18 protein-coding genes are annotated in these 23,967 nt (G+C 64.2%); 3 read left to right on the top strand and 15 right to left on the bottom strand.

The annotated features are described in order from the left end of the window. Position 1: 1 nt before the first annotated feature. Genes amoA through BGO64_RS09480 form a run of 5 tightly spaced genes read right to left on the bottom strand, consistent with a single transcriptional unit; the run spans position 2 to position 7,653 of the window. Positions 2-751, bottom strand: a complete 750-nt coding sequence (gene amoA / locus BGO64_RS09500) for an amonabactin biosynthesis protein AmoA (protein ID WP_286700574.1) — start codon at positions 749-751, stop codon at positions 2-4. Positions 752-771: 20 nt separating this feature from the next. Beyond that, positions 772-3,861 carry an amonabactin biosynthesis non-ribosomal peptide synthetase AmoF gene (amoF, locus tag BGO64_RS09495; RefSeq protein WP_286700573.1) on the bottom strand — a complete coding sequence of 1,030 codons (3,090 nt, stop codon included), beginning with the start codon at positions 3,859-3,861 and terminating at the stop codon, positions 772-774. Then, positions 3,858-4,784, bottom strand: a complete 927-nt coding sequence (gene amoB, locus BGO64_RS09490) for an amonabactin biosynthesis bifunctional protein AmoB (protein ID WP_286700572.1) — start codon at positions 4,782-4,784, stop codon at positions 3,858-3,860. The genes amoF and amoB overlap by 4 nt, the downstream gene beginning before the upstream one ends. Positions 4,785-4,807: 23 nt before the next feature. After that, positions 4,808-6,469: an amonabactin biosynthesis (2,3-dihydroxybenzoyl)adenylate synthase AmoE gene (gene amoE, locus BGO64_RS09485; protein ID WP_286700571.1), complete on the bottom strand. Its 1,662-nt coding sequence runs from the start codon at positions 6,467-6,469 to the stop codon at positions 4,808-4,810. Beyond that, positions 6,466-7,653 (bottom strand): isochorismate synthase, encoded by a 1,188-nt coding sequence (locus tag BGO64_RS09480; protein WP_286700570.1) that lies wholly within the window; start codon positions 7,651-7,653, stop codon positions 6,466-6,468. Before BGO64_RS09480 ends, amoE begins: the two co-directional genes overlap by 4 nt. 320 nt (positions 7,654-7,973) lie before the next feature. Between BGO64_RS09480 and BGO64_RS09475 the strand changes: the two genes are divergently transcribed. Together BGO64_RS09475 and BGO64_RS09470 are read left to right on the top strand one after the other, a co-directional pair. After that, complete coding sequence (locus BGO64_RS09475; protein ID WP_039038906.1) at positions 7,974-8,525, top strand: lipoprotein; 552 nt, start codon at positions 7,974-7,976, stop codon at positions 8,523-8,525. Between the two features lie 146 nt (positions 8,526-8,671). Beyond that, positions 8,672-10,672, top strand: a complete 2,001-nt coding sequence (locus tag BGO64_RS09470; protein WP_286700569.1) for a hypothetical protein — start codon at positions 8,672-8,674, stop codon at positions 10,670-10,672. Positions 10,673-10,730: 58 nt separating this feature from the next. Here the strand turns inward: BGO64_RS09470 and glgC are convergent, their stop codons facing one another. After that, entirely contained in the window at positions 10,731-12,005 is a 1,275-nt protein-coding gene (gene glgC, locus BGO64_RS09465; RefSeq protein WP_039038908.1) for a glucose-1-phosphate adenylyltransferase, read from the bottom strand. Between the two features lie 188 nt (positions 12,006-12,193). Here glgC and BGO64_RS09460 point away from each other — a divergent pair, with 188 nt between their 5' ends. Then, complete coding sequence (locus tag BGO64_RS09460; RefSeq protein WP_286700568.1) at positions 12,194-13,831, top strand: EAL domain-containing protein; 1,638 nt, start codon at positions 12,194-12,196, stop codon at positions 13,829-13,831. Here BGO64_RS09460 and BGO64_RS09455 read toward each other — a convergent pair. The 9 genes from BGO64_RS09455 to recR all read right to left on the bottom strand — a co-directional run bounded on the left by BGO64_RS09455 (position 13,794) and on the right by recR (position 23,640). Next, complete coding sequence (locus tag BGO64_RS09455; RefSeq protein WP_010674428.1) at positions 13,794-14,288, bottom strand: hypothetical protein; 495 nt, start codon at positions 14,286-14,288, stop codon at positions 13,794-13,796. The genes BGO64_RS09460 and BGO64_RS09455 overlap by 38 nt on opposite strands. 146 nt (positions 14,289-14,434) lie before the next feature. Further along, on the bottom strand, positions 14,435-14,797 hold the full coding sequence (locus tag BGO64_RS09450; RefSeq protein WP_010674427.1) for a DUF2750 domain-containing protein: 363 nt from the start codon (positions 14,795-14,797) through the stop codon (positions 14,435-14,437). 123 nt (positions 14,798-14,920) lie between these two features. Continuing rightward, entirely contained in the window at positions 14,921-16,549 is a 1,629-nt protein-coding gene (locus tag BGO64_RS09445; RefSeq protein WP_225315776.1) for a methyl-accepting chemotaxis protein, read from the bottom strand. A gap of 162 nt (positions 16,550-16,711) precedes the next feature. Next, on the bottom strand, positions 16,712-18,016 hold the full coding sequence (locus BGO64_RS09440) for an inosine/guanosine kinase (protein ID WP_010674425.1): 1,305 nt from the start codon (positions 18,014-18,016) through the stop codon (positions 16,712-16,714). 175 nt (positions 18,017-18,191) lie between these two features. Continuing rightward, entirely contained in the window at positions 18,192-18,584 is a 393-nt protein-coding gene (locus BGO64_RS09435) for an MAPEG family protein (RefSeq protein ID WP_010674424.1), read from the bottom strand. A gap of 64 nt (positions 18,585-18,648) precedes the next feature. Then, the gene (gene hemH / locus BGO64_RS09430) at positions 18,649-19,623 is read right to left on the bottom strand and encodes a ferrochelatase (RefSeq protein ID WP_010674423.1); all 975 of its coding nucleotides are present in this window, start codon (positions 19,621-19,623) and stop codon (positions 18,649-18,651) included. A gap of 119 nt (positions 19,624-19,742) precedes the next feature. Continuing rightward, positions 19,743-20,387, bottom strand: a complete 645-nt coding sequence (gene adk / locus BGO64_RS09425) for an adenylate kinase (protein WP_010674422.1) — start codon at positions 20,385-20,387, stop codon at positions 19,743-19,745. A gap of 238 nt (positions 20,388-20,625) precedes the next feature. Beyond that, positions 20,626-22,539 (bottom strand): molecular chaperone HtpG, encoded by a 1,914-nt coding sequence (gene htpG / locus BGO64_RS09420; protein ID WP_039038912.1) that lies wholly within the window; start codon positions 22,537-22,539, stop codon positions 20,626-20,628. A 498-nt stretch (positions 22,540-23,037) separates the two neighbouring features. Next, positions 23,038-23,640, bottom strand: coding sequence for a recombination mediator RecR (gene recR / locus BGO64_RS09415; protein WP_010674419.1), 603 nt, complete (start codon positions 23,638-23,640; stop codon positions 23,038-23,040). Positions 23,641-23,967 lie beyond the last annotated feature (327 nt).

Raw genomic sequence — 23,967 nt, 5'->3', positions numbered from 1 at the left:
CTCAGGCACTCAGGGTGGCGCCGCCGTCGACGACCAGATCCTGCAGCGTGATGTGGCTGGCCAGATCCGAGGCCAGGAAGAGGACGGTATGGGCGATCTCCGCCGGGGTGGCTACCTTGCGCAGGGGGATGCCGAGCTTGAACTGCTCCGGCAACCCGGCAATGGTGCGGGCCATGGCCTCCTCGCTTGGCAGCATGCCGCGCAGCATGGGGGTATCCGTCGAGCCCGGCGACACCAGATTGGCGCGCACGCCGAAGGGGGCCAGCTCCAGCCCCACCGTCTGGGTCAGGCTGGTGACCGCCGCCTTGGAGGCGCAATAGGCCGCCATCTGCATGCGCGGCACATGGGCGGCGTTGGAGCCGATGGTGACGATGGCACCGCGCTGCTGCCCCTTGAAGTGGGGCACCAGGGCCCGCAGCAGATAGAAGACGCCGCTGGCGTTGACCGTCATGCAGTCGTGCCAGTCATCATCGCTTAAGGTTTCGGTAGGACCGAGGTGCAGCACCCCGGCCCCGTTCACCAGCACATCCAGCCCGCCGTCCGCCAGCAGCGCTGCGCAGCAGGCGTTGACCGCCTTCGAGTCACCGATATCGAGCAGCCGGGTGGCATAGGGGTAGTCGGCCTCGGGAAACGCCAGGTCCAGCCCCACCACGGATGCGCCGGCCGCCACGAACTGCGTCGCCACCTCGCGGCCGATACCGCGCCCGGCCCCGGTCACCCAGACCCGCTTGCCAGTGAAATCAAAGGCCATTGCTTGTTGCTCCTTATCCATCACCACACCATCTCCACGCTCTCTTCGTCCTCGGCAAGCAGACCGTCGAGGAAACGGCAGAAATCATCCAGCCGAGGGTGATCGAACACGTCGGAGACCTTGACCTGCACCCCGAACTCGGCGCCGAGCCGGTTGACGATCTGGATGGTCTGCAGGGACTGGCCCCCCAGTTCGAAGAAGTTGTCGGCGGGAGCCATGGTGGCCAGCCCCAGGATCTGCTGCCAGATGGCGCCGACCCGGTTCTCGGTTTCGCTGCCCAGGGTCAGGGCTTCGCCGCCCGCCTGGTAGGCGGCTAGCAGGGCCTTGCGATCCAGCTTGTTGGAGCCGGTGCGGGGCAGCTGGTCATAGTGGCGATAGTCGGTGGGGATCATGGCGGCAGGCAGCACCCTGGCCAACTGCGCCTTGATGACCCGGCTGTCGCGCTCCGACCCCGCCACGAAGGCCACCAGCCGGCGCACGCTGCCGATGCTCACCCCCTGCACGCAGGCCTCATCCACCCCCGGCAGGGCCAGCAGCTGGGCCTCCACCTCGCCGGGCTGGATGCGATAACCGCTTATCTTGAATTCGTTGTCGCGCCGGCCGAGGTAGACCAGCCGGCCGGCCACCAAGCGCACCCGATCGCCGGTGCGATAGACGGGCATCTGCTTCGCACCGATCCGCAGGGTGCCAAAGCTCCCTTGTACGCCCCCCACATAGCCGTTGGCCAGCTGCGGGCCGAGCAGCACCAGCTCTCCCTCGCTGGCGGGTTGCTCCCCTGCCCCCAGAATGAGCGCCAGCATACCGGGCAGCGGCAGGCCGATGGGCAACTGGGCCTGGCTCGGGTCCTCCTGTTGCAGCTCCTGGGTGGTCACCACCACTGTGGTTTCTGTGGGGCCGTAGGTGTTGAACAGGCGCACATCGGAGCGGCCCTGACGCTGCCACTGGGCCAGCTGCTCGGGGTAGACCGCCTCGCCGCCGATGATGACGGTAGCCAGATTGGCAGGAATGTGGGCCTGACCCGCCGTCAGCGCCACCACCCACTCGTTCCAGAAGGCGGTGGGCAGGTCGAGGTGGGTGATCCCCATCTGCTCCACCTCGGCCGCAAAGGCGGGCATGGATTCGAGCAGGGCGTCGGTGCGCAGCACCAGGGTGGCGCCGGCGCTCAAGGTAGCGAACACCTCCTCGATGCTGGCGTCGAAGTTGAAGGGGGCGAATTGCAGCATCCGCGCCTCTTCATCCAGGTGATAACGGCAGCGGGCGGCGGCGGCGAAGTGATCCAGCGCGCCGTGGCTCACCGCCACCCCTTTGGGCAGACCGGTCGAGCCCGAGGTGAACATCAGGTAGGCGACGGCGCGGCCGGCGGCCGGCTGGTTGAGCCGATCACCGCTCACCAGATCCCCCGCCAGCAGGGTGCGCCCCTCAAACAGGCTGGCCAGCTTGTGGCGGTACTCGGCCTGGGTGATCAGGGTCTTGACCTCCCCCAGCCGCAGGATATGGCCCTGACGCTCCAGCGGCTGCTCGGGGTCGAGGGGCACATAGACGGCGCCCGCCAGCAGCACCGCCAGCTGGGCGAAGATGGCCTGTGGGGTGCGGGCCAGCATGACCCCCACCTTGTCGCCGGGGGCGACGCCTGCGGCCTGCAGGGCAGCCGCCATCTGTTCGGATCTGGCCAGCAGCGCCTCGTAGCTGAAGCGGGCCTCTCCCTGCTCCAGCGCGATCTTGTCCGGGGTCTGGGCGGCGAAGTGGCAGAGCGCCTCCAGCACAGGCCGCACCTGGAGAGCTTCATGGGCGGGGCCGGCGATCAGGGCGCTGGCTCGCTGCTCGGCCAGCCAGTCGGCCTTGAGCGTTCCCAGGGTCTGGGCGGGCTCGGCCAGCCAGCGTTCCAGCAGGGCAAACAGGGTATCGGCGATGGCCGCCAGATCCCCCTGCTGGTAGCAGCCGGGGTTGGCGTCCAGATCCAGTCTGGGCTGGCCATCGACGCCGACCTGCACTTCGATGGTGAGATCCTCCACCGGGCCGGCGCTGATGTTGAGAATATGAGCAGATAACGGCCCGAAGCGGCGAGCGTGATCGAACGGCATGATGTTGACCAGCGGGCCGAACAGGCGCTTGTCGCCCCCCACCAGGCCAAGGTCGCGGCGCAGCAGCTCGTAGCGGTAGTGCTGGTGCTTGCGCACCCCGCGCTTGGCCTTAGCCACGGCGCCGGCAGCCCCCGCCAGATCCAGTTCTTCACCCAGAGTCAGCGCCAGCGGGGTAATGTTCATCTGCATGCAGGGTACGGTCAGCGACGCCGAGCCGATGCGGTTCATCATCATCAGGCCGAGCAGGGTCTTATCCTGGCCGCTCGACAGCGAGAGCTGGGCAGAGAGACCAGCCAGCAGCAGATCGGGCCAGCCCAGCTTGTGCTCGTCGGCAAAGCCGGTCAGGGATTGCCACAGCGCCGCCGGCAGCGGACGGCTCTCGCGGATAAATTCGGCGGCAATCGGTGCGCGGGTCTCGCCAAAGGACTTCACCTCGGGCCAGGCTTGCAACTGCTCCTGCCAGAAGGCGCGGGCGGCGGCGTTCTTGCCGCTCTGCTCGCGGCTCGCCTCTTCGGCCAGCACCTCCGCCAGAGAGCCGAAGGGCGATGGGGAGTTCATCTTACCGGCCAGCCCCTCTGCATACAGCTCGGCGATGCGCTGGAACAGCAAGGTGGTGCCAAAGCCGTCGAGGGCGATGTGGTGCACGCAGCTGTAGAGATAATCGCGGCCGGGGCCGCGCAGCAGGGCGAAGCGGCAGGGCGCCTCTTGGGTCAGCTCGAACGGGCGGCGCAGATCGGCCCAGGCCCAGGCGCGGGCCAGCGTCTCGTCATCGCGCTCAAGGGAAACCTCTTCATAGGCCAGGGGCAGCTCATGCGAGACGAAGCAGACCGCCTCCTTATCGTCTTCGAAGTGGCCCTTGAGTGCCTCGCACTCCCCCACCGCCTTGGCAAGGGCCGCGACCAGCACTGCCGCCTCGACCTTGCCGTCGAAGGCGATGCACTCGGCGGTGTTGAACATCGCCTTGTCGTCATTGAGCAGATGTCCGGACCAGAGCCCCTGCTGGGGAATGGTCAAGGGGAAGCGGTTCATGGGGTCACCTCCAGCGCCTGGGCTGCCAGCCTGGCCTCGATGAGGCGCCACCAGCCATTGAGGGTCGGCAGCTTGGCGAGATCCACGAAGCCGAGCTCCACCCCGGCGGCGCGCCACTCGGTGAGCAGGGCCATGATCCGCACCGAATCCAGACCGTAGTCGATGAGGTTCTCGTCAGGGTCAAACTCCCCTTCGTCCTCGTCGATATGACTCAGCAGCCGCGCCTTGAGCCCCTCGTAGGTCAGCAACGGATTGGTCAGCAAGGGATTGGTGGGCTGGACGGCAGAAGCGGCAACCGGCGCAAGGGCCAGCACCTCCTCGCAGCGGATCACCTTGCCGCAGCGGGTTGCCACGTAATCGAGCGCCATCTGGTGATCGGCCAGGGAGAAGTCTGCCACCCCGTCCGCCAGGAAGAAGGGCTGGATGTCGCGCATGAAGGCGTCGCAGGCGGTCATCATGCAGCCGATATGGCCGTAGATGCCGCCGATGATCAGCTGATCCCGCCCCAGCGCTTTGAGCATCTGCTCCAGCTCGGAGCGCTGGAAGGCGCTGTAACGCCATTTGACCAGCACGGTGTCGTCACGCTCCGGGCGCAGCGCTGCCACCACCTGCTGCTGCTCGGGCCGCTTGTTGAGACCCGGGCCCCACATGTCGCTCAGCAGGGCGCGATCTTCAGGGGATTGATCCTTGGGCTGGGCGGTGTAGAAGACCGGGATGCCGAGGGCCTTGCACTGCTTGCGCACGGCGGCCAGGCGCTCGGTGAGCGCCGCGATCAGCGGGCTGTTTTCGCCATAGAAGGCGGTGAAGTACTCCTGCATGTCGTGGATCAGCAGGGCGGCGCGCTTGGGATCCAGAGACCAGTCGACTTTGTTGGCCTTCCACTGGCTGGGCATGGCGTAATTGTTCAGGGTTGGGATAGCCATAACGTCATGATTCCTTTTTAGTTTTATGCTGTTGTCAGGGGCTGGTTGGCGGCGATGGCGTGCGCAATGCGCGCCCGCAGCCCCTGCTTGTCAATCTTGCCCACCGCCGTCATGGGCAGGGCGTCCAGAGTTTCGAAACGGTCGGGCAGCTTGAAGTCCGCCACCCCGCGCTCGCGCAGAAACTTGCGCAAGGCCAGCGGCTTCAAGGCGGGATCCGTGCTGACGATGAAGGCGCAGCTCTTCTCCCCCATGGCGCTGTCGGGCATGGAGACCAGGGCCGCATGGGTGATGGCCGGATGATGCAGCAGCTGGTTTTCCACCTCTTCCGCCGCGATCTTCTCGCCGCCCCGGTTGATCTGATCCTTCTGCCGCCCCACCACGGTGAGGTAACCATCGGCATCCTGTACCACCAGATCGCCGGAGCAGTAGAAGCCATCGGCATCGAACACCCGGGCGTTGTGGGCCGGGCTCTGGTAGTAGCCGCGGAAGGTATAGGGGCCGCGGGTGTGCAGGGCGCCAGGCTCGCCGGGGGCAACCGGATTGCCCGCCTCATCGAGGATGCGCACCTCGTCATCCGGGCTCATGGGGCGGCCCTGGGTATGGATCACCTTCTCGTCGGGGTCGTCCAGCCGGGTGTAGTTGACCAGCCCTTCCGCCATGCCGAACACCTGCTGCAGCCGGCAACCCAGCAGCGGCACAATCTTGCTGGCCACCGCCTCCCCCAGCTTGGCGCCGCCCACTTGCAGCAAGTCGAGGCTCGCTAGTTGGGTGCGCGCGGTGGGATCCGCTTCCGCGGCCTGCAGCCAGAGCGAGACCGCCGGCGGCACCAGCGAGGTGAGGTTGACCCGGTGGCGGGCGATCAGCGGGAAACAGCTGATGGGGCTGGGATCGGGGGCGAGTACCACGGCGCCACCCGCCTCGAACACCCCCAGGGCGCCAGGGGAGCTCAAGGGGAAGTTGTGGGGCGCCGGCAGGGCGCACAGATAACGGGTATGGGAGCCGAGGCCACAGATCTCATTGCTGCGGCGCACGCTGTAGTAATAGTCGTCATGGGTGCGCGGGATAAGCTTGGGGGTGCCGGTGCTGCCGCCGGAGAGCTGGAAGAAGGCCACCTCGTCCGCCGGGGTCGGGCCACATTTCACCGGCTCACTCTCATCCCCCTTCGCCAACCAGTGGGTCAGCCCCAGCTCCCCCCCATCGCCCTCCAGCAGCACCAGCTCGACGCCGATGCTTGTCAGCAGCTCGCTCTCGCGACCCTTGCTCGCAAACAGCGGATGAGCCAGCGAGCCGACAAAGAGGCGCGGAGTGATCTGTTCGGCATAAGAGAGAAGCTCCAGCCGGTTGTGGCTAAAGAGCGCATTAACCGGCGCGATGCCGGCCTTGAGCAGGGCGAAGAACACCAGATAGAACTCGGCCGCGTTGGGGAGCTGCACCAGTGCGGTATCCCCCACCCCCAGGCCGTGGCGGGCCAGATTCGCGGCCAGCCGGCTCGAGGCGGCGTCCAGCTCACGATAACTGAAGCGGCGCTCGCCGCAGAGAATGGCCTCGGCGTCGGGGGCCAGCTCGCACTGACGCGCCAGCATGGCGGTTAGCGGCTCGCCGCGCCAATAGCCCTTGGTGCGGTAGCGCTCCGCCAACGCGTCGGGCCAGCGGGTATAGGGCAGGAAGCGGTTGGACTGGGTCATTGCGCCACCTCCAAATCCAGGCCCAGTGCCTTGAGCATGGTGCCCAGCTTGGTGCCGGTCTCGGCCCACTCCATGGCGGGATCCGAGCCCGCGACGATGCCGGCGCCGGCAAACAGCTCGACCTGATGGCCATCGAGCACGCCGCAACGGATCACCACGGCCCACTCGCCGTTGCCCTGGCTGTCGCACCAGCCAACGATGCCGCTGAACAGGGCTCGCCGGAAGGGCTCCTGCTCGCGGATGAACTGGCGGGCGAGTTCGGTGGGATAGCCGCACAGGGCCGGGGTGGGATGCAGCTGGCAGGCCAAGGAGAGCACCGACGCCTCGCCGCCATTGAGCCGGCCAGCGATGGGAGTGCCCAGATGCCAGAGGGTATCCGTGCTCATCAGCGAGGGATGAGCGGGGATCGCCAGCTCGCGGCAGTGGGGGGTCAGCACCCGGCGGATCTCGTCGATCACCAACTTGTGTTCATGCTGATCCTTGCGAGAGGCCAGCAGATCCCGGGCCACCATTTCGTCTTGCGCCGGTTCGCTCGCCCGACGGGCGGAACCCGCCAACGGGTGGGTGAACACCTCTCCCCCGCTGACCCGCAGCAGCAGTTCTGGGCTAGCGCCCAGCAGGCGGCGACCCTGGCCGAGCGGCAGGGAGAAGTGGAAGGCGTGGGGATTCTGGGCCATCAAACGGGCCATCACCTGCTTAGGGTCGGCAGGCTGGTGCAGGGTAAGGGTGAGTTTGCGCGACAGCACCACCTTGGCGAGCTTGCCTTGTGCAAACGCATCCAGCGCCGCACTGACCGAGGCCTGGAATTCGCTGGCCGGCGGGGTGCTCTGCACCGAGATGACCCGGTTGGCCTCGACGGTCTGCTCCACTTCTGTCGCCGGTGTCGGCTCTGTCGGGGCCAGTTTCTCGCTCCGCTCATAACGGCCGGGCACATAGAGGCAGGAAGCCTCTGCCGGATCAAACGCAAAAGCACCGATGAGCAGGGGGTTGCTCTGGCCGGCAGCCCTGGCGGCATCGAGGGCCAGGGTTATCTGCTGTGCCAGCAGGGGCCACTCGCAGGCGGGGGTGGTGATGGGTTGCCCCAGGTCAGTGGCACTGATCGTGCCCTGACACGAGGTAAACAAGAAATCAGGCGACATCTTCGCCTCGGCAGGTGCGCCATTTTCCATTACTCGAGTCTTCACGTCATACCCTCAAAGAAGATTCAAAATGATAATGATTATCAGTTTGACTTTGTGCGGCGGTAAAATACTCGCTTTGAAATCGCGGGGTCAATGGGATTTTGCACCGCTAAAACAGGAGCTTGTCTTTGGGTATGTCGGGGATGACGCCAGGGCGGGCCTGCTGGCCGTGAAGGAAAACAGCTACTCGAATGAAAACGGATTGCCATCCCCATATGGGGGATGCGACAGAAACCGGTCATAGAGGCCCCACTGGCGGCCAACCCGCTTTGCCTCTAAGATGGCGCCACCTCTTGTGACAGCCCCGAAAATGGAACCCTCCCATGTTGAAACACCTGCTTCTGCTCCCCTTCGCCCTGCTGCTGGCGGCCTGCTCGCTGACCCAATACAGCGTCAGTGAAGGAGAGATCAACCAGTACCTCAAGGAGCGAGTCGCCTTCGAGAAACAGCTGGGGATCCCCGGCATCATGTCGAGCAAGATCCGACTCGATGACATGCAAAGCCGCATCGGCCGCAGCCAGGCCGACAAGGTCGAGCTGGATGCCGCCGGCGAGCTGCAGGTGGCGAGCCCGCTGGGCAGCCAACAGATGAAGATCCGCCTCTCCCTGCGGGCACGCCCGGACTATGTGGCCGAGCAGGGCGCCATCTATCTGCGCGATCTCGAGCTGCTCTCCGTCAAGACCGAGCCGGCGGACGTGGGCACCGCCCTCTCCCCGCTGCTGCCCACCTTCAACCAGTCCCTCTCCCTGTTCCTCTCCCAGACCCCCGTCTACCGGCTCGATGGCAGCCGCCAGAACGAGGCGCGGATCAAGGAGAAGGTCGAAGCCCTCAAGGTGGAGCCGGGCCGACTGGTCATCCCCTTCAAACTGATGTGACACCTGCCGCCGCGCCTCTCCTCTTCACCCCACCGGGGCGCGGTTTTTTTCTTCTCAAGCCCCGCCCTTTGCCCCATAATGCACACCATTCTCATTTAGATTCATGAGAAGCGTCATAATAAAATCAACAATATGGTGAGAAGGACATGAGAAAAACCGTACTGGTGCAGGCGATCGCCTGCGCACTCCTCAGCAGCGCCGCACAGGCTGCCGTCAAGGTGGAGGACAAGACGTTCAACACCGCCGCCAACATGCTGGCCTACACCGAATTCGAGCTCTCCGGCGAGCCGCTGGCCGAGGCCCTCGGTCTGGATCTGGATGTGCTGGACGCCAACCGCGCCGACGAGCCGACCCCGTTCGACTTCGCCGCCGGGATCGAATCCTATGAATACTCCGAAGAGGCAATGTACGCCCTCAACTACCAGTCCGGCATGGGCCCCCATCTGGTCAACGGGCCGCAAAACCAGGCCCGTGGCGGCACCCTGGCCGACCTGGGCAAACGGGTACTGGCCATGGCCGAGGCCGTCGGCTTCCCCGCCGATGAAATTCCCCAGGGCATGTATCCCCTCTCCCTGCCCTACGCCTCCGCCAACCCGGAGTTCGCCCAGGCCGTGAACGCCACCCCGGTCAACGGTGACCAGATCACCATCAAGACCGCCAAGGGCAACGAGAAGAGCGTCAAGACCCAGGTCCCTGCCTACTTCCGCGACTACGCCACCCTGCGCTGGAGCGGCAGTGACAACCTGCTGGTCCCGGCCGCCGTGGGCGGCATCCTGCTCAAGGAAGTGATGTGGTCCCAGGACTTCCTCGGCGGCATGCACGTAGCCGAGACCGATGAAGAGGTGGAAGCCGCGTCCGCCACCATGGATCAGGACGGCAAGCACAAGCTGGGGGTTTCTGCCGCCGACGGCTTCAACGGCATGATGCTGACCGAGCAGTCCATCGACAAGCTGGCCATCCTGCAGGGTCAGCTCGGCTTTGACGGCAAGACCCTGGGCGCCAAGATCACCCCGCAGTACGATCCGGCCAAGGGGGTTGTCTACTTCCCTCATCAGGTGAAAGTGACCGAGACCAGCAAGAATGACGCCGGTGCCATCGGCAAGCTGGAGGTCGTGGACAGCTCCGCCCAGTTGCGCGACGCCTGGATGCTGCTGTGGCCCCTCTCCGAGTTCTACGCCTTCAGCGATCAGCGCACGGCCAACACTAACCAGAACCCGGCCTTCCACGCCGTGTTTGACGGTGCCCCGTTCGCCGGCGCTCCGGCTGCCAACCAGACCAACGATCTGGGCAAGGCGGTGGCGGGCAGTGATGCCTTCTCCCTGGCCCTGAACCTCTCCAACCTCACCTTCAAAAACCTGCAGGCCCTGCACTTCGAGCCCAAGGCCGGCACCCTGGTCGACAGCTGGCAAGCTGGCAAACAGGCCGGGCACGTCACTACCTTCGACGCCGCCTACGCCCTGGTCGCCCTGCAGATCTTCCAGCGCGCCCAGGATGCGCTGCCGGTGGGTTACGCCGCCGGTGACAATGGCGAGCTGAACCTCAAGACCCCGCAGGGTGAGCAGGCGATCGCACTGGTCCGCAAGCAGGCCGATTTCATCCTCGCCAACCTCAAGGGCAAGAACGGCCTGGTCCATGACGGTCTGACACTGGGCGGCAAGCTTGACGCCGGTCAGTCCATCGACGCGCAGTTCGCCGCCATCCGCGGCTTGACCGCCGCCTTCCTGGCCACCTCGGATGCCAAGTACCGCACCGCGGCGCGCGAGCTCTTCATCGCCGCCGACAAGGCCTACTTCAATGCCAAGGCCGGTACCTGGCTCGCCGGCAAGCAGGGTGAATACACCCCCTGGACCCAGGCCGCCATCTCCGGCGCCCTGCGCTCCGCCATGCTGAACCTGCGCAACGAAGGGGCCGAGAAGGCACCCGAGCTGGAGCTGGCCCAGCTGACCCAGCGCTACGTGAGCTGGTTCCGCGGCACCGTCAACGGCGGCATGCAGATGGCCGAGTGGATCGGCGACTCCGGCGAGAACGTCATCGAGGGTGCCGGCAGCGACACCGACGAAGATGGCGTCCCGCAAGTGACCGCCGCCGGTGGCAAGCATGGCACCGCCATGGTGATGGCCGGCAAGGCCCTGGTCAGCGAGAAATAAATCGACCACCAATAGAAAGGGAGCCCAGGGCTCCCTTTTTTTGTCTGTGTCGACGAAGTTAGCCGAGCTTGGCCAGCATCGGCTTGGTCACCAGCACGATGCCCTGCTCGGAGCGGTAGAAGCGGCGTGCATCCTCGTCCGCGTTCTCCCCCACCACCAGGCCGTCTGGCAGCTTGCACCCCTTGTCCACCACCACCCGGCGCAAGCGGCAACCAGCCCCGATCTCGACCCCGGGGAAGATCACCGCCTGATCCAGGGTACAGAAGGAGTGCACCCGCACGTTGGTGAACAGCACCGAGTTGAGCACGAAGGAGCCGCTCACGATGGAGCCCCCCGCGAACATGGAGTTGATGGTCATGCCGTGCTGGCCGTTTCTGTCCTGCACGAACTTGGCCGGGGGCGACATGTTCTGGCTGGTCCAGATGGGCCAGTTCTCGTCATAGATGTCGAGCTCGGGCACCACGGAGGCAAGGTCCATGTTCGCCTCCCAGAACGAATCCAGGGTCCCCACGTCGCGCCAGTAGGGTTTTTGCCCCTCCTTGGCCCCGACACAGGACATGTTGAACGGGTGGGCAAAGGCCTTGCCCTCTCCCACGATGCGCGGGATCACGTCCATGCCGAAGTCGTGCTTGGACTCCTGGTTGTGGATGTCCTCTTCCAGCAACTGGTAGAGGTACTCCGCCTCGAAGATGTAGATGCCCATGGAGGCCAGCGAGCGATCCTCGCAGCCCGGCATGGCGGGCGGATTGGCCGGTTTCTCCACGAAGGCGCGGATCTTGCGTTGCTCGTCGATGTCCATCACGCCGAAAGCCGATGCCTCGCAGCGCGGTACCTCGATACAGGCCACCGTCACCTTGGCACCGAGGCGCACGTGATCGAGCAGCATGGCGGCATAGTCCATCTTGTAGATGTGATCCCCTGCCAGCACCACGATGTACTTGGGACCGTAGTCACGGATGATGTCGACGTTCTGGTAGATGGCGTCTGCGGTGCCGCGATACCAGTGCACCTCGTCCACCCGCTGCTGGGCGGGCAGCAAGTCGATGAACTCGTTCATCTGGTAACGCAGGAAAGACCAGCCCGATTGCAGGTGGCGCAACAGGCTGTGGGACTTGTACTGGGTCACCACACCCACCCGGCGGATGCCGGAGTTGATGCAGTTGGAGAGCACGAAGTCGATGATACGGAATTTGCCGCCAAAGTGGACGGCGGGCTTGGCGCGGTTATCGGTCAACTGCTTCAGGCGGCTGCCCCGTCCCCCTGCGAGCACCAAGGCCATACTCTGATTCAATAGTTGCCGTGCTTTGGCGGTGTCTACGGGTTCTAGCAACATATCTACCTCTGCTCTGTTGGGGCTGTTTTCAACCCATCTTCGCTTTTTTTACAGACCATGAAAGTGTTTTCACTCACATTTAGTTGCATTCCGCCGGCGCTTTATCGTGGAGTTGCGTGAGTACTCATGTTTTGCGCCAGCGACTTGGTTAGAATTTCTACATCATGAACATCATCAAGGATGAAACGATGTTGAATAAACATGAGGGAAACCTGCTGCTGGTCAGCGCACTGGTCTGCATTCCCATGCTGCTGTTGCAGGGAGTGCTGCTCGCCCCCCCCGCCTCACCGCTCACCCTGCTGCTGGTCCTGATGACCACCCTGACGGGATTCGCCCTGCTGCTCTTTCTCACCCACAGCGTGCGCCGTGGGGAAAAGGCAAGGCAGGAGCAACGCTGGCTGCTGGCGCTGCAGCAGCGGGATCCTGCCATGCTCGACAGCGTACAGGCACAAACGGCTCTGCGCCAGCTCCTTGCGTCCTTCAATGAGGCCGAGATCGATGCCCACCGCCAGATCACCGAATTGCACAATCAGGCGACCCGGGACGAGATGACGGGGCTTGGCAACCGCCACGCCTTCCGGCGCGATCTGACCGAGCTGCTGCAACAGGAAAACACCCAGACCGCCATCCTGGTGCTCATCCGAGCCACCGAGCTCGGGACCCTCAACGCCCAGCGCGGCTTCCAGTCCGGGGATGCCTACATCCGGGACATCGCCGCCCTCATCAGCCACACCGTCAGCCGCTTCCCGGGCCACCGGGTCTATCGCATCTCGGGGGCCGATTTTGCCGTCCTGCTGCCCCCCCTGGCCCAGATCCCGCCCCATCTGCTGGGACGGGATCTGAAGCTCGCCTTCGATCGCTATCAGCACGATCACGAGCTCGAGAGCGCCGCCTACTCGGGGATGACCCGCCTGAGCAGCGAGCAGAAGATAGAGGCCATTCTGGCCCGGGCGGATCTCGCGCTGGCCCGCGCCCAGACGGAGGTGGTCAATGGCTGGGCCATCCAGCAGAACGACGAGGTGGTCGAGGTGCAGGGGCAGCGTCACTGGACCCAGGTGCTGACCGAGCTGCTGGAGCAGGAGAGCATCAGCTTCACCTGCCAGCCCATCCAGCCCCTGCATCGCGGCATGCTCGCCTACCACGAGATCTATCCCCGTTTCAGCAGCAGCGACGGCACCGTGCTGCCAAGCGATACCCTGCTCGCCATGGCGCAGCGGCTGGACATGGTACTGCGCCTGACCCAGATGGTGATCCGCCACGTCATCCGCCAATACCGCGCCTTCGGAGGCCACAACAGCCGATGGGGTCTCAACCTGCCGGGCTCCCTGCTGCAAAACAGCGCCTTTCTCATCTGGCTGGATCACCAGTTGCAAAAAGACCCCGACATCGGGGCCAACCTGGTGTTCGAGCTCGACGAGGAGCACCTGGAGCGCAACCTGACCGGGTCCAGGCGGCTGTTCGAGCTGCTCAGGCGCCACGGCAGCCGCTCGGCCATCTGCAACTTCGGCAAGGGGATCGGCTCCTTCAGCCTGTTTCGCGAGCTCAAACCCGACTACATCAAGCTGGACCCCGGTCTCATCACCGAGCTGGAGCAGGATCTCACCAATCAGCAGTTCGTGCGGATGATCGTCGACGTCTCCCATCGCATGGGCTGCCTGGTGATCGCGGAAGGGGTGGAACAGATAGGCCAGAAGCAGATGCTGCAGAGCATGTATGTGGACGGCTTGCAGGGCTACCTCATCGCCCGGCCCCAGGAGCTGGGGCCGGAGATCGGTCAGATGGGGATCTTCACGGAGACGGTTTCAGCTTCAACAGGGTCAGAATGATGTCGTTGAGCTGGCGATAGCGCTCCAGCTCCTTCTGATCGTAACGGGTCGCCAGCATGGTCGGGTTGTGGCGATGCTTGAGGTAGCGGTTGATCTGCAGGCGGTTGAACCCGGCCACCTTGTAGATCTGGCCGAGCAGGGCATTGAGCTCGTCGTCCGCCAGCCCGGCCCGGGTCAGGTAATCGGGTTGGGACGGGCTCTCCTGGCGGGCCGTGACCTTCTCCAGCTGGCCACGCTCCTGCAAATAGGTGAGCCACTGCTCCACGTAGAGCGGCTTGCAGCCCCCCAGCAGATTGAAGTACCCCACGGCATCGCAGCGGCACCCGCTCAGCAGCACCAGGGCCAGCTCGTCGCTGTCACACTGAAAGCTCACCGGGCCGCTCTGGCTCCAGTCCAGCGCCTGCACCTGGATCCTCCCCTGCGCCCCCGCCTTCGTGGTCACGTCAAAGACAAACATGGCACCTCCCGATCGGCAAAGGGTTGATGATGACCCATCCCCGGGACGGGTGCAAAGGCAAATCGCCTTTTCATGGTCCATGGCGGCCATAAAAAACCGGCCCCCCGAAGGGGGCCGGTTCATCACAATCCGGCAGGTCGGCTGACTCAGGCGTCCAGTTCCACCAGCGCCTTGGCCAGCTCGATGGGCTCGAGCTCCTGACCTTCCAGATCGGCGTTCCAGTTCGGGCCGACCAGCACGTCATCCTCGTCCAGATCGTTGATCCAGATGTCCAGGAACTCTTCGAGCTCGATCACTTCCGGCTCGTAATCCGCCCACTCGTCCACGCAGTGCAGGCGGGCATCCCCTTCGGCGGACCAGAGCGGCATCACGTCCGCATCTTCGAACTCGGCGGAGCGGCACACCACCCAGTCTTCACCGTAGCGCAGACCCCACACCTGACCCGACTCGCGGACTTCTTCGATGAACAGCTGGAAATTGGCGTCAAGATTGTCAGTTAGTTTGCTCATGGGGTCTCTCTCTTGCAAAGCAATGGCAGGCTGTCGGCCAGGGCTGGCCGAGAATGGGGCAGATGGTGTCCCAAAAGCCCCCCAGACTCAAGCCTTATCCCGAAAAAGCGGGGATAAAGGCCGTCAGATGCGATATTTCGCCACCAGGGCCCCCAGCTCGTCGCAGGCCAGCGCCAGTTGCCCGGATGCCTGCTCGGTCAGCCGGTTCTGGGCCAGGGCATCCGCCGCCAGCTGGGTGATGGCCACCAGCCGCTGGTTGATCTCCTCCGCCGCCCGGCTCTGCTCCGCCGCCGCCGTGGCAATCTGCCCATTCATGGCAGTAATGGTGTGGACGGATCCATCGATGGCATTGATGGCGACATCCGCATCGCCGGCCCTGTCCGCCGTCGCGCGGGAGAGCTGCTGCAACTGGCTGATGCCGCTGACCACCTTGCCGGCCCCCTCCTGCAGCCGCTGGATCATCTGCCGGATCTCGTCGGTGGAGCTGTGGGTGCGGGTCGCCAGGGTACGCACCTCGTCGGCGACCACCGCAAAGCCGCGCCCCTGCTCCCCGGCCCGTGCCGCTTCAATGGCGGCGTTGAGGGCCAGCAGGTTGGTCTGCTCCGCCACCCCGCGAATGACGTCGAGCACGGAGCCAATCTGCTGAGTCTCCTGCTCGAGGCGGCTCACCGCCTGTACCGTCTCCACCATCTCGTCCGCCAGCTGGCTGATGGACTCCCGGGTCTGGACCACCACCTCGCGGCCATGCTGGGCCAGATTAAGGGCCGAGTCCGCCGCATCGGCGGCCTGGGCCGCGTGCTGGCCCACTTCGCGGCTGCTCACCGTCATCTGCTCCATGGCGCTGGCCACCCGCAGGGTATCCTGCTCCTGGCCGGTGACGATGGCGCCGGTACGCTCCACCACCTCGGCCAGCTGGTGGGCATGCACCCGGTTCTGATCCGCTATCTGCTGGCTGCGGGCCACCAGCTGCGCCATCTGGCTGGCGAAGAGGTTGAAGTTGATGCTGAGCTGGCTCAGCTCGTCACGCCCAGACTCTGGCAGACGTACCCGCAGATCCCCCTCCCCCCTGGCAATGTTGCCAAGGGCCGAGACCGAGCGGGAGAGGGGCACGACGATGCTGCGCACAATGAGGCCGACCACGGCAAACAGCAGGAGGGCCAGCACCAGCCCGATCCCCAGCAGGGTGTGCAGCACCTCCCGGTACTGGGCCTCGACGTCGTCCACATAGACGCCGGTGCCGATGATCCAGTCCCAGGGGGCGAAGCGCTTGATGTAGGAGATCTTGCGTACCGGTTCGTCCACCCCCGGCTTGGGCCAGTAGTAGGCCACCTCCCCCGCGCCCTGGGCCCGCGCCAGATCGGCGAAGGCGACGAACAGCCTGAGCCCCTGCTTGTCCTCCACCCCAGAGAGATCCTTGCCGTCCAGCTCGGGTTTCATGGGGTGCATCACCATGGTGGGGTGGCTGTCGTTGATCCAGAAGTAGTCATCGTTGCCGTAACGCAACCCCTTGATCAGCGCCAGCGCCTCGGCCTTGGCGCTTGCCTCGTCCATCTCCCCCTTGCGCACCCTGGCTTCCAGCCCCGCCACCAGGCTGTAGGCGGTCTCAACCTGAGCCTGAGTCTGGCGGCTCTTCTCCCCCATCAGCCCCTGCTGATAGATCTGCAGGCAGAAGAACAGCAGCAGTCCCAGCAGCGCCAGCACCATCAGGGTCACCAGCGACAGACGCCGACCGATACTCCATTGTCTCAACATACCCTCGCCCCGCAGCAGCTACATATCCTTAACACAAGGTATGCCGCCGCGACGCGGGCTGTCCACGATGTCAGCAAAAGCGATGCCAAAAACATGATCCAGCCCCAAAAACAAGAAAGGGTGCCCAGTGGCACCCTTTCTCGTGGTCGACAGGAAGAGGTATCACCGCTCCCAGTACACCTCTTCCAGGCTGTCTTCCTTCTCCGGCAACCCGCGGGAGAGGCGCGGGCTGCTCTGGGCCAGCACCTCGTAGCTCACCCGGTTGGCGTACTTGCACACCTGGGCCAGAGAGGAGTAGGTCAGGAATTCCGAGAGATGCTTGGCGGAGTTCGGCACGTTCATGCGGTGGTAGGCGTTCGCCACCATGTCGTGCAGCACGGCGGACAGCGCCCCGTCCCCTGCCCCGTTGGTGTTCTTGATCTTCTCCGGGCCGCCCATGTAGGGAGAGATGTGGGAGTAGATACGCGCAGGCTTGCGGCACTTGTCCCGGGCCATGGGGCGGCTGAACTCGTACATGTTGAATTCGGGGATGACGCCGGGCAGCAGGGTGTGGGTGGTCTCGCGCTTGTAGTCCTCGTCGGTGTAGCTCGCCATGTAGAGGCCGATGGGGCCGGCGGTGCAGAGCACCATGTCCGCCCAGTCCAGCGCCTTGTCGGCCGCGCCGAGGGGATCCTTTATCCCGGTCAGGGCCTCCGCCTCGTCCTCGTTCATGGCGAGCACGGTCACGTTCTCGCTGATGAAATCACGCCACCACTGGGGATTCTCGTCGATGACGAAGCGGGTGCCCAGGGTCAGCACCACGGGCACCCCGGCCTCGCGGGCATAGCGCACCGCGGCCATGGCGGCCTCCTTCATGGGGGTGCCGTCAGCGCCGCGCACCAGGTAGGCGGTGATCACCAGGGCCGAGGCCTCCTTGATGATGGTCTCGGGGATGTGGTCCACATCCAGGTGATCCATCTTGCCGGCGTTGATGCCAAAGCTGCGCTCTCCCCCTTCGGTGATGAAGGTGAAGCAGCGCCCGACCGGGCCGTCCACCGGCTGCAGGTAGTCGAGGTTGACCCGGGAGGAGGTGTTGCACAGATAGCGGTAGGCATAGCTGCCGATGCGGATGTCCTGGCTCATGACGCCAAGCAGGATGGAGTGGGAGTCCGCCAGCACGGAGTAGTTGTGCATGGTGTTGCCGATGGTGCCGCCGGCAAATTCGCTCACCACCATGTTGTTGGCCTTGAGCTCGTCGTAGACCAGCTCCGCCACCTCGTCGGAGATGAGCATGGAGTGGCCCTTGCTCAGGCCGTACCGGTTCAGGAAGTCTTCGTCCACATGGGCTTCGATATCCACCAGAGTCTGATCGATGCCCACTACATAGGCCTTGCCCAGTTCGGTGAGCTGGGAATTCTGCGGGATCAGGGGATCACGTCTGTCGACCGGGAAGTAGTGTTTGGACTTGCGCTGACCGGGAAATTTCATGGCAATCTTCTGTGCTCTGGGGAAAAGAGGGGCGGGATTTTAACACAATCCACCACGCCGAAAAGTCGCACGATTGAATTTTGAGGTCAGTATAGACAAGGGCTTGCGAGGAAAACGTTTGACTTGCCTGCCACAAAAAACCACCCCGTGGCGGGGTGGCGTTGCGGGATGACATTCAGCTTGCCGAGAGCCCCTGCACCAGGGCCAGCACCGAGAAAATCCCCAGCGACAGCCAGAAGAAGAGGGTGCCGAAGAGGCGCGGCATGTTGGGAGCCCTGGGGATCTGGATGCCGATGGCATGCAGGATGCGCCCCACCAGCAGCAGCACACCGCCCAGGTGCAGCCAGAGCGCCCCGACCCCCGCCAGTTCGCACAGGGCCATCAGCAGCAGGGTGAGGGGCACGTACTCGGCAAAGTTGCCGTGGGCGCGGATCGCGGCCAGCATCTCGGGGGCTTCCCCCTCCCCTATCATCACCCTGAACTGGGCGCGGCGCTTGACCACCCAGAAGGAGAGCAGCAGGAACAAGAGCCCGAGCAGGCCGGCGTAAATCAGCGTGATATGCATCATCAGGACACTCCTTTATCGTTGAATCCGAACGTCCGCCACGTCGGGCACCGGATGAGAACGGCCATCATGCCAGCTCGCGACAGATGAGGGAAACCATCATGCGGATATGGGCCTGATCGCTGTTGAGGGCCGGGATGTATTCAAACTGCTCGCCACCGGCGGCCATGAAGATCTCCCGGTTCTGCACCTGGATCTCCTCCAGGGTCTCGAGGCAATCCGCCGAGAAGGCCGGGCAGATGACATCGAGCCGCTTGACGCCGCGAGAGGGCAAGTCGGCCACGGTCAGGTCCGTGTAGGGCTTGAGCCACTCCTCCTTGCCAAAGCGGGACTGGAAGCTCGCGGTCCACTGCTCCGGGGCCAGCCCCAGCGCCTCCGCCAGCAGGGCGGCGGTGCGCCTGCACTGATGACCATAAGGATCCCCTTCCCGCTCGTAGCGCTCGGGAATGCCGTGGAAGGACATCAGCAGATGCTCCCCCTGGCCGTGCTGCTCCCAGTGGCGACGCACGCTCATGGCCAGCGCCTGGATGTACTCCGGGTGGGCATGGTAATCGCGGATGAGCCGCACCACCGGCAGATTGCGCTCGGTTTTCATCGCCCTGGCCCAGGCGTCGAACACCGAGGCAGTGGTACTGACCGAATACTGGGGATAGAGCGGCAGCAGGATCACCCGGTTGACTCCCTGGGCCTTGAGGGCCTGCCAGCCGTCGGCCAGCGACGGGGCGCCATAGGTCATGGCGAGCGCCACCGGCACCTCGACCCCTTCCCGCTTGAGTTCGTGCTCCAGGGCCGCGCGCTGCTGCTGGCTGATGACCATCAGGGGGGAGCCCTGCTCGGTCCACACCTGCTGATAGAGCTTGGCCACCTTGGGGGAGCGGGTCGGCAGGATGATGAAGTGAAGCAGGGGGCACCAGAGGTAGCGCGGCAGGTCGACGACCCGCTGATCGTGCAGAAACTGGCTGAGAAACGCCTTGACCGCCGCCGTGGTCGGCGCGGCCGGGGTACCCAGATTGACCAGCAAGATCCCGGTTTTCGTGGTCACGTTAGCATCCTGTCGTTCTGTGTCGTGGGAATGGAATGCAAGAAAGGGCCCGGTATGGACCCTTTTCTCACCCTCATAGCCAGCCGGCGAACGGCTGCGTCCTGCCGGCCCTGAATGGCTTAACCGAGAATGGCGGCCAGTTGCTGGCTGACCAGATCCACCGGCTGGGTGCCGTCGATCTTGACGTAACGGGTGTTGCCCGCTTCCGCTTCCTTGCCGTAGAAACCGATGAGCGGCGCGGTCTGCTGATGGTAGACATCCAGACGCTTGCGCACTGTGGTCTCTTCGTCGTCGGCACGGATCACCAGATCTTCACCGGTCACGTCATCCTTGCCTTCCACTTTCGGCGGGTTGAACACCACGTGGTAGGTACGGCCGGAGCCGGAGTGTACGCGGCGGCCGCTCATGCGCTTGACGATCTCTTCGTCCGGCACGTCGAATTCCAGCACGAAGTCCACGGTCACACCGGCATCCTTCATGGCTTGCGCCTGGGGAATGGTGCGGGGGAAGCCGTCCAGCAGGAAGCCGTTGGCGCAATCCGGTTGCGCGATGCGTTCTTTGACCAGGCCGATGATGATGTCGTCGGAGACGAGCTGACCTGCGTCCATCACGGCTTTGGCCTTGAGGCCCAGCTCGGTACCCGCCTTGATCGCCGCACGCAGCATATCGCCGGTGGAGATCTGCGGAATACCGTGTTTTTCCATGATGAACTGAGCCTGGGTACCCTTGCCGGCGCCCGGAGCTCCCAACAGAACAATGCGCATACACGCTCCTAGTTGATTGGTTATTCAATTCTTGAGAAGGCAAAAAACTACACGTTTTCGCCCGTATTAACAAGCTCGCCCCGTGTGAGTGGCCAGATTATCACCACACTCCCGCCCCGTCTCTGCGACCAAAGACGCAGACGACGACCACGAAAAATGATTGAAAATGCAGCGGCGCACTAGAGGGGAACGGCCAAAAAAAAGCCCACTGTCATGCAGTGGGCCAATCACAATCACATCACGCCTGGAGTAGCAGACGGTTGATACGGGAGACGAAGCTCGCCGGATCATTGAGGCCACCCTGCTCCGCCAGCTGGGCCTGCTCGTGCAGGAGGGAGACCCACTCGCCAAACAGGCTCTCATCCTCGATGGTGCCGAGCTTCTTCACCAGGGCATGGTCGGGGTTGAGCTCCAGGATGTACTTCTGCTCCGGCACCGGCTGACCGGCGGCGCGCATCAGCTTGATCATCTGGGTGCTCATGCCGTGGGCGTCGGTGACGATGCAGGACGGCGAGTCGGTCAGACGGTGGGTGACGCGCACCTCTTTCACCGCCTCCCCGAGGCTCTTCTTGACCCGCTCCACCAGACCGGCGTTGGCTTTTTCAGCCTCTTCCTGCGCCTGCTTGGAGGCGTCGTCTTCCAGATCCCCGAGATCCAGTTCGCCACGGGTGACGGAGACCAGCTGCTTGCCGTCGAACTCGGTCAGGTGGCTCATCAGCCACTCGTCCACCCGCTCCCACATCAGCAGCACTTCGACGCCCTTCTTGCGGAAGATCTCGAGGTGCGGGCTGTTCTTGGCAGCGGCATAAGAGTCGGCGGTGATGTAGTAAATCTTCTGCTGACCTTCCTTCATGCGGCCAACGTAATCCTCGAGCGACACGGTCTGGGCTTCGCCCTCGCCGGCGGTGCTGGCAAAGCGCAAGAGCTTCGCGATCTCTTCCCGGTTGGCGTAATCCTCGGCCGGGCCCTCTTTGAGCACATTGCCGAACTCGCTCCAGAACTTGGCGTACTTCTCGCCATCCTCTTTCGCCAGCTTGTTGAGCATGGTGAGCACGCGCTTGGAGCAGGCCTTGCGCAGGGAGGCGGTCACCTTGTTGTCCTGCAGGATTTCACGGCTGACGTTGAGCGGCAGATCGTTGGAGTCCAGCACCCCTTTCACGAAGCGCAGGTAGGTCGGCATGAACTGCTCGGCATCGTCCATGATGAAGACGCGCTGCACATAGAGTTTCAGACCGTGCTTCTGTTCGCGGTTGTAGAGATCGAACGGCGCACGGGCCGGGATGTAGAGCAGGCTGGTGTACTCCTGGGCCCCTTCCACCCGGTTGTGACCCCACAGGAGCGGATCTTCGAAGTCGTGGGCGACGTGCTTGTAGAACTCCTGGTACTCCTCGTCCTTGATGTCCTTCGGGTTGCGGGTCCAGAGCGCAGTGGCGCGGTTGACCTGCTCCCACTCCCCCGGGGTGCCGACGATGGTTTCACCGTCTTCTTCCCGATCCGGAGTGCCCTCCTTGAACATCTCTACCGGCACGCTGATGTGGTCGGAATATTTGCTGACCACGGAGCGCAGGCGCCAGTCGTCCAGGAACTCCTCTTCATCGCTGCGCAGGTGCAGGATGACGTCGGTGCCGCGACCGGCTTTGGTCACGTCAGCCACGGTGAAGGAGCCTTCCCCTTGTGATTCCCACTGCACGCCCTGCTCCGGCGCGGTGCCGGCGGCGCGGGAGACCACGGTCACCTTGTCGGCCACGATGAAGGCGGAGTAGAAGCCCACCCCGAACTGGCCGATCAGCTGGGAATCCTTGCCCTGGTCACCGGAGAGGTGCTTGAAGAACTCGGCGGTGCCGGACTTGGCGATGGTGCCCAGGTGCTCGATCACCTGGTCACGGGTCATGCCGATGCCGTTGTCCGAAATGGTCAGGGTCTTGTTCTCTTTGTCCACCACCAGGCGCACGCGCAGCTGGCCGTCGTTTTCGAACAAAGAGGCATCGGAAAGCGCCTTGAAGCGCAGCTTGTCCGCCGCATCGGAGGCGTTGGAGATCAGCTCGCGCAGGAATACTTCTTTGTTGGAGTAGAGGCTGTGAGCCATCAGGCTCAGCAGTTGTTTGACTTCAGTCTGAAAGCCGTGGGTTTCGGCGTGAACACTTTGGGTCATCGACCAGTCCTCAAAACGTCGGGTTGAACAGATTCCCAAGCTAGATGGGGTTGGCCTCTCAAATATCAAGGGGCTTGCGTGCAAACTTGAGAGCAAATTTGCACACCGGCCCCTCGCTTGGCCCACACAGGCAACCCCCTCCCGGCCTCCCCCTTCACAAGGGGGAGGTGCACCGTCGTCCCCTGTCTGGCGAGGAGGGTCAGATTGGGATCGAGCGTGGAGCCAATAGCGGGGTCAGCCTTGCTCTCCCCTGCCAAAGGGAGGAGTGGGGCAGGATCCATTGCTCCCTCCCCTACCAAGGGGAGGGTCGGGGTGGGGTTCGTGGCTTTCTCCCCTGCCAAAGGGAGGAGTGGGGCAGGATCCATTGCTCCCTCCCCTGCCAAGGGGAGGGCCGGGGTGGGGTTCGTTGCTTTCTCCCCTGCCAAAGAGAGGAGTGAGGCAAGATCCATTGCGCCCTCCCCTGCCAAGGGGAGGGCCGGGGTGGGGTCCGTGGCCTCTTTAGCTCAGGCGCTGGCGCCCCATCAGGGAGTGGGAGAGCGTGGTGCCATCCACCAGCTCCAGCTCCCCGCCCACCGGCACGCCGTGGGCGATGCGGCTCACCTCCACCCCGGCGGTGCGTGCCATGTCGGCGATGTACCAGGCGGTGGCATCCCCCTCAATGGTGGGGTTGGTGGCGAGGATCAGCTCCTTGATCTGCTCCTCTTGCAGGCGGCGCTCCAGGATATCGAGCCCCAGCTCCTCAGGGCCGATGCCGTCAAGGGGCGACAGGTGGCCCATCAGCACGAAGTAACGGCCGGAGAACTGGCCGGTCTGCTCGATGGCGGCCACGTCCGCCGGGCTCTCCACCACGCAGAGCAGGCCGTTCTCCTCGCGCTTGGGATTGGCGCAGATCTCGCAGCGATCGTTCTCGGTAAAGGTGCGGCAGTGGCTGCAATGACCGATTTCGGTGAGCGCCCGGTTGAGCAGGGAGGCCAGACGCAGACCGCCGCTGCGCTCGCGCTCCAGCAGGGTGAACGCCATGCGCTGGGCGGACTTGGGGCCCACGCCCGGCAAGACCTGCAGCGCCTTCATCATCTCATCGAGCAGGGGACTGAATTTCATGGGGATATCCTTTGATGCCGCGAAGAGAGGCGCCGCCCCAGGGGCATCGGCAAGCCTTCTCTCCAACCTCTTTTGTTGGCGCAGGACTATACCAGCCCAGGGCCGCCAATGGCAGATCCCGCCCGCTGGCGCCTCGCCGCCGAGACGCACCGGGAAACCGGGCTGGCCCCGTTTTTCAGGGCCGGCAGACCCCCGCCAGCCCCCGCAAGGGGTAAAACAGCCTCCAAGGTGTTCAATTTTTCTACTCGATTGACCATAATCGTTAAATAAAACCAAACAATAAAACCTGCGTGTTGGCCCCGCCATCCTCGATTTGCCCCCTTCAGG

Source organism: Aeromonas sp. 62-46, from assembly GCF_001898585.1.
GTDB classification, from domain to species: Bacteria; Pseudomonadota; Gammaproteobacteria; order Enterobacterales; family Aeromonadaceae; genus Aeromonas; species Aeromonas caviae.
This window is presented reverse-complemented; position numbering and strand designations above follow the sequence as displayed.

Coding starts and splice junctions, on each gene's coding strand:
- amoA (WP_286700574.1), bottom strand. CDS start 751: ATGGCCTTTGATTTCACTGGCAAGCGGGTCTGGGTGACCGGGGCCGGG.
- amoF (WP_286700573.1), bottom strand. CDS start 3,861: ATGAACCGCTTCCCCTTGACCATTCCCCAGCAGGGGCTCTGGTCCGGA.
- amoB (WP_286700572.1), bottom strand. CDS start 4,784: ATGGCTATCCCAACCCTGAACAATTACGCCATGCCCAGCCAGTGGAAG.
- amoE (WP_286700571.1), bottom strand. CDS start 6,469: ATGACCCAGTCCAACCGCTTCCTGCCCTATACCCGCTGGCCCGACGCG.
- BGO64_RS09475 (WP_039038906.1), top strand. CDS start 7,974: ATGTTGAAACACCTGCTTCTGCTCCCCTTCGCCCTGCTGCTGGCGGCC.
- BGO64_RS09470 (WP_286700569.1), top strand. CDS start 8,672: ATGAGAAAAACCGTACTGGTGCAGGCGATCGCCTGCGCACTCCTCAGC.
- glgC (WP_039038908.1), bottom strand. CDS start 12,005: ATGTTGCTAGAACCCGTAGACACCGCCAAAGCACGGCAACTATTGAAT.
- BGO64_RS09460 (WP_286700568.1), top strand. CDS start 12,194: ATGTTGAATAAACATGAGGGAAACCTGCTGCTGGTCAGCGCACTGGTC.
- BGO64_RS09455 (WP_010674428.1), bottom strand. CDS start 14,288: ATGTTTGTCTTTGACGTGACCACGAAGGCGGGGGCGCAGGGGAGGATC.
- BGO64_RS09450 (WP_010674427.1), bottom strand. CDS start 14,797: ATGAGCAAACTAACTGACAATCTTGACGCCAATTTCCAGCTGTTCATC.
- BGO64_RS09445 (WP_225315776.1), bottom strand. CDS start 16,549: ATGTTGAGACAATGGAGTATCGGTCGGCGTCTGTCGCTGGTGACCCTG.
- BGO64_RS09440 (WP_010674425.1), bottom strand. CDS start 18,016: ATGAAATTTCCCGGTCAGCGCAAGTCCAAACACTACTTCCCGGTCGAC.
- BGO64_RS09435 (WP_010674424.1), bottom strand. CDS start 18,584: ATGATGCATATCACGCTGATTTACGCCGGCCTGCTCGGGCTCTTGTTC.
- adk (WP_010674422.1), bottom strand. CDS start 20,387: ATGCGCATTGTTCTGTTGGGAGCTCCGGGCGCCGGCAAGGGTACCCAG.
- htpG (WP_039038912.1), bottom strand. CDS start 22,539: ATGACCCAAAGTGTTCACGCCGAAACCCACGGCTTTCAGACTGAAGTC.
- recR (WP_010674419.1), bottom strand. CDS start 23,640: ATGAAATTCAGTCCCCTGCTCGATGAGATGATGAAGGCGCTGCAGGTC.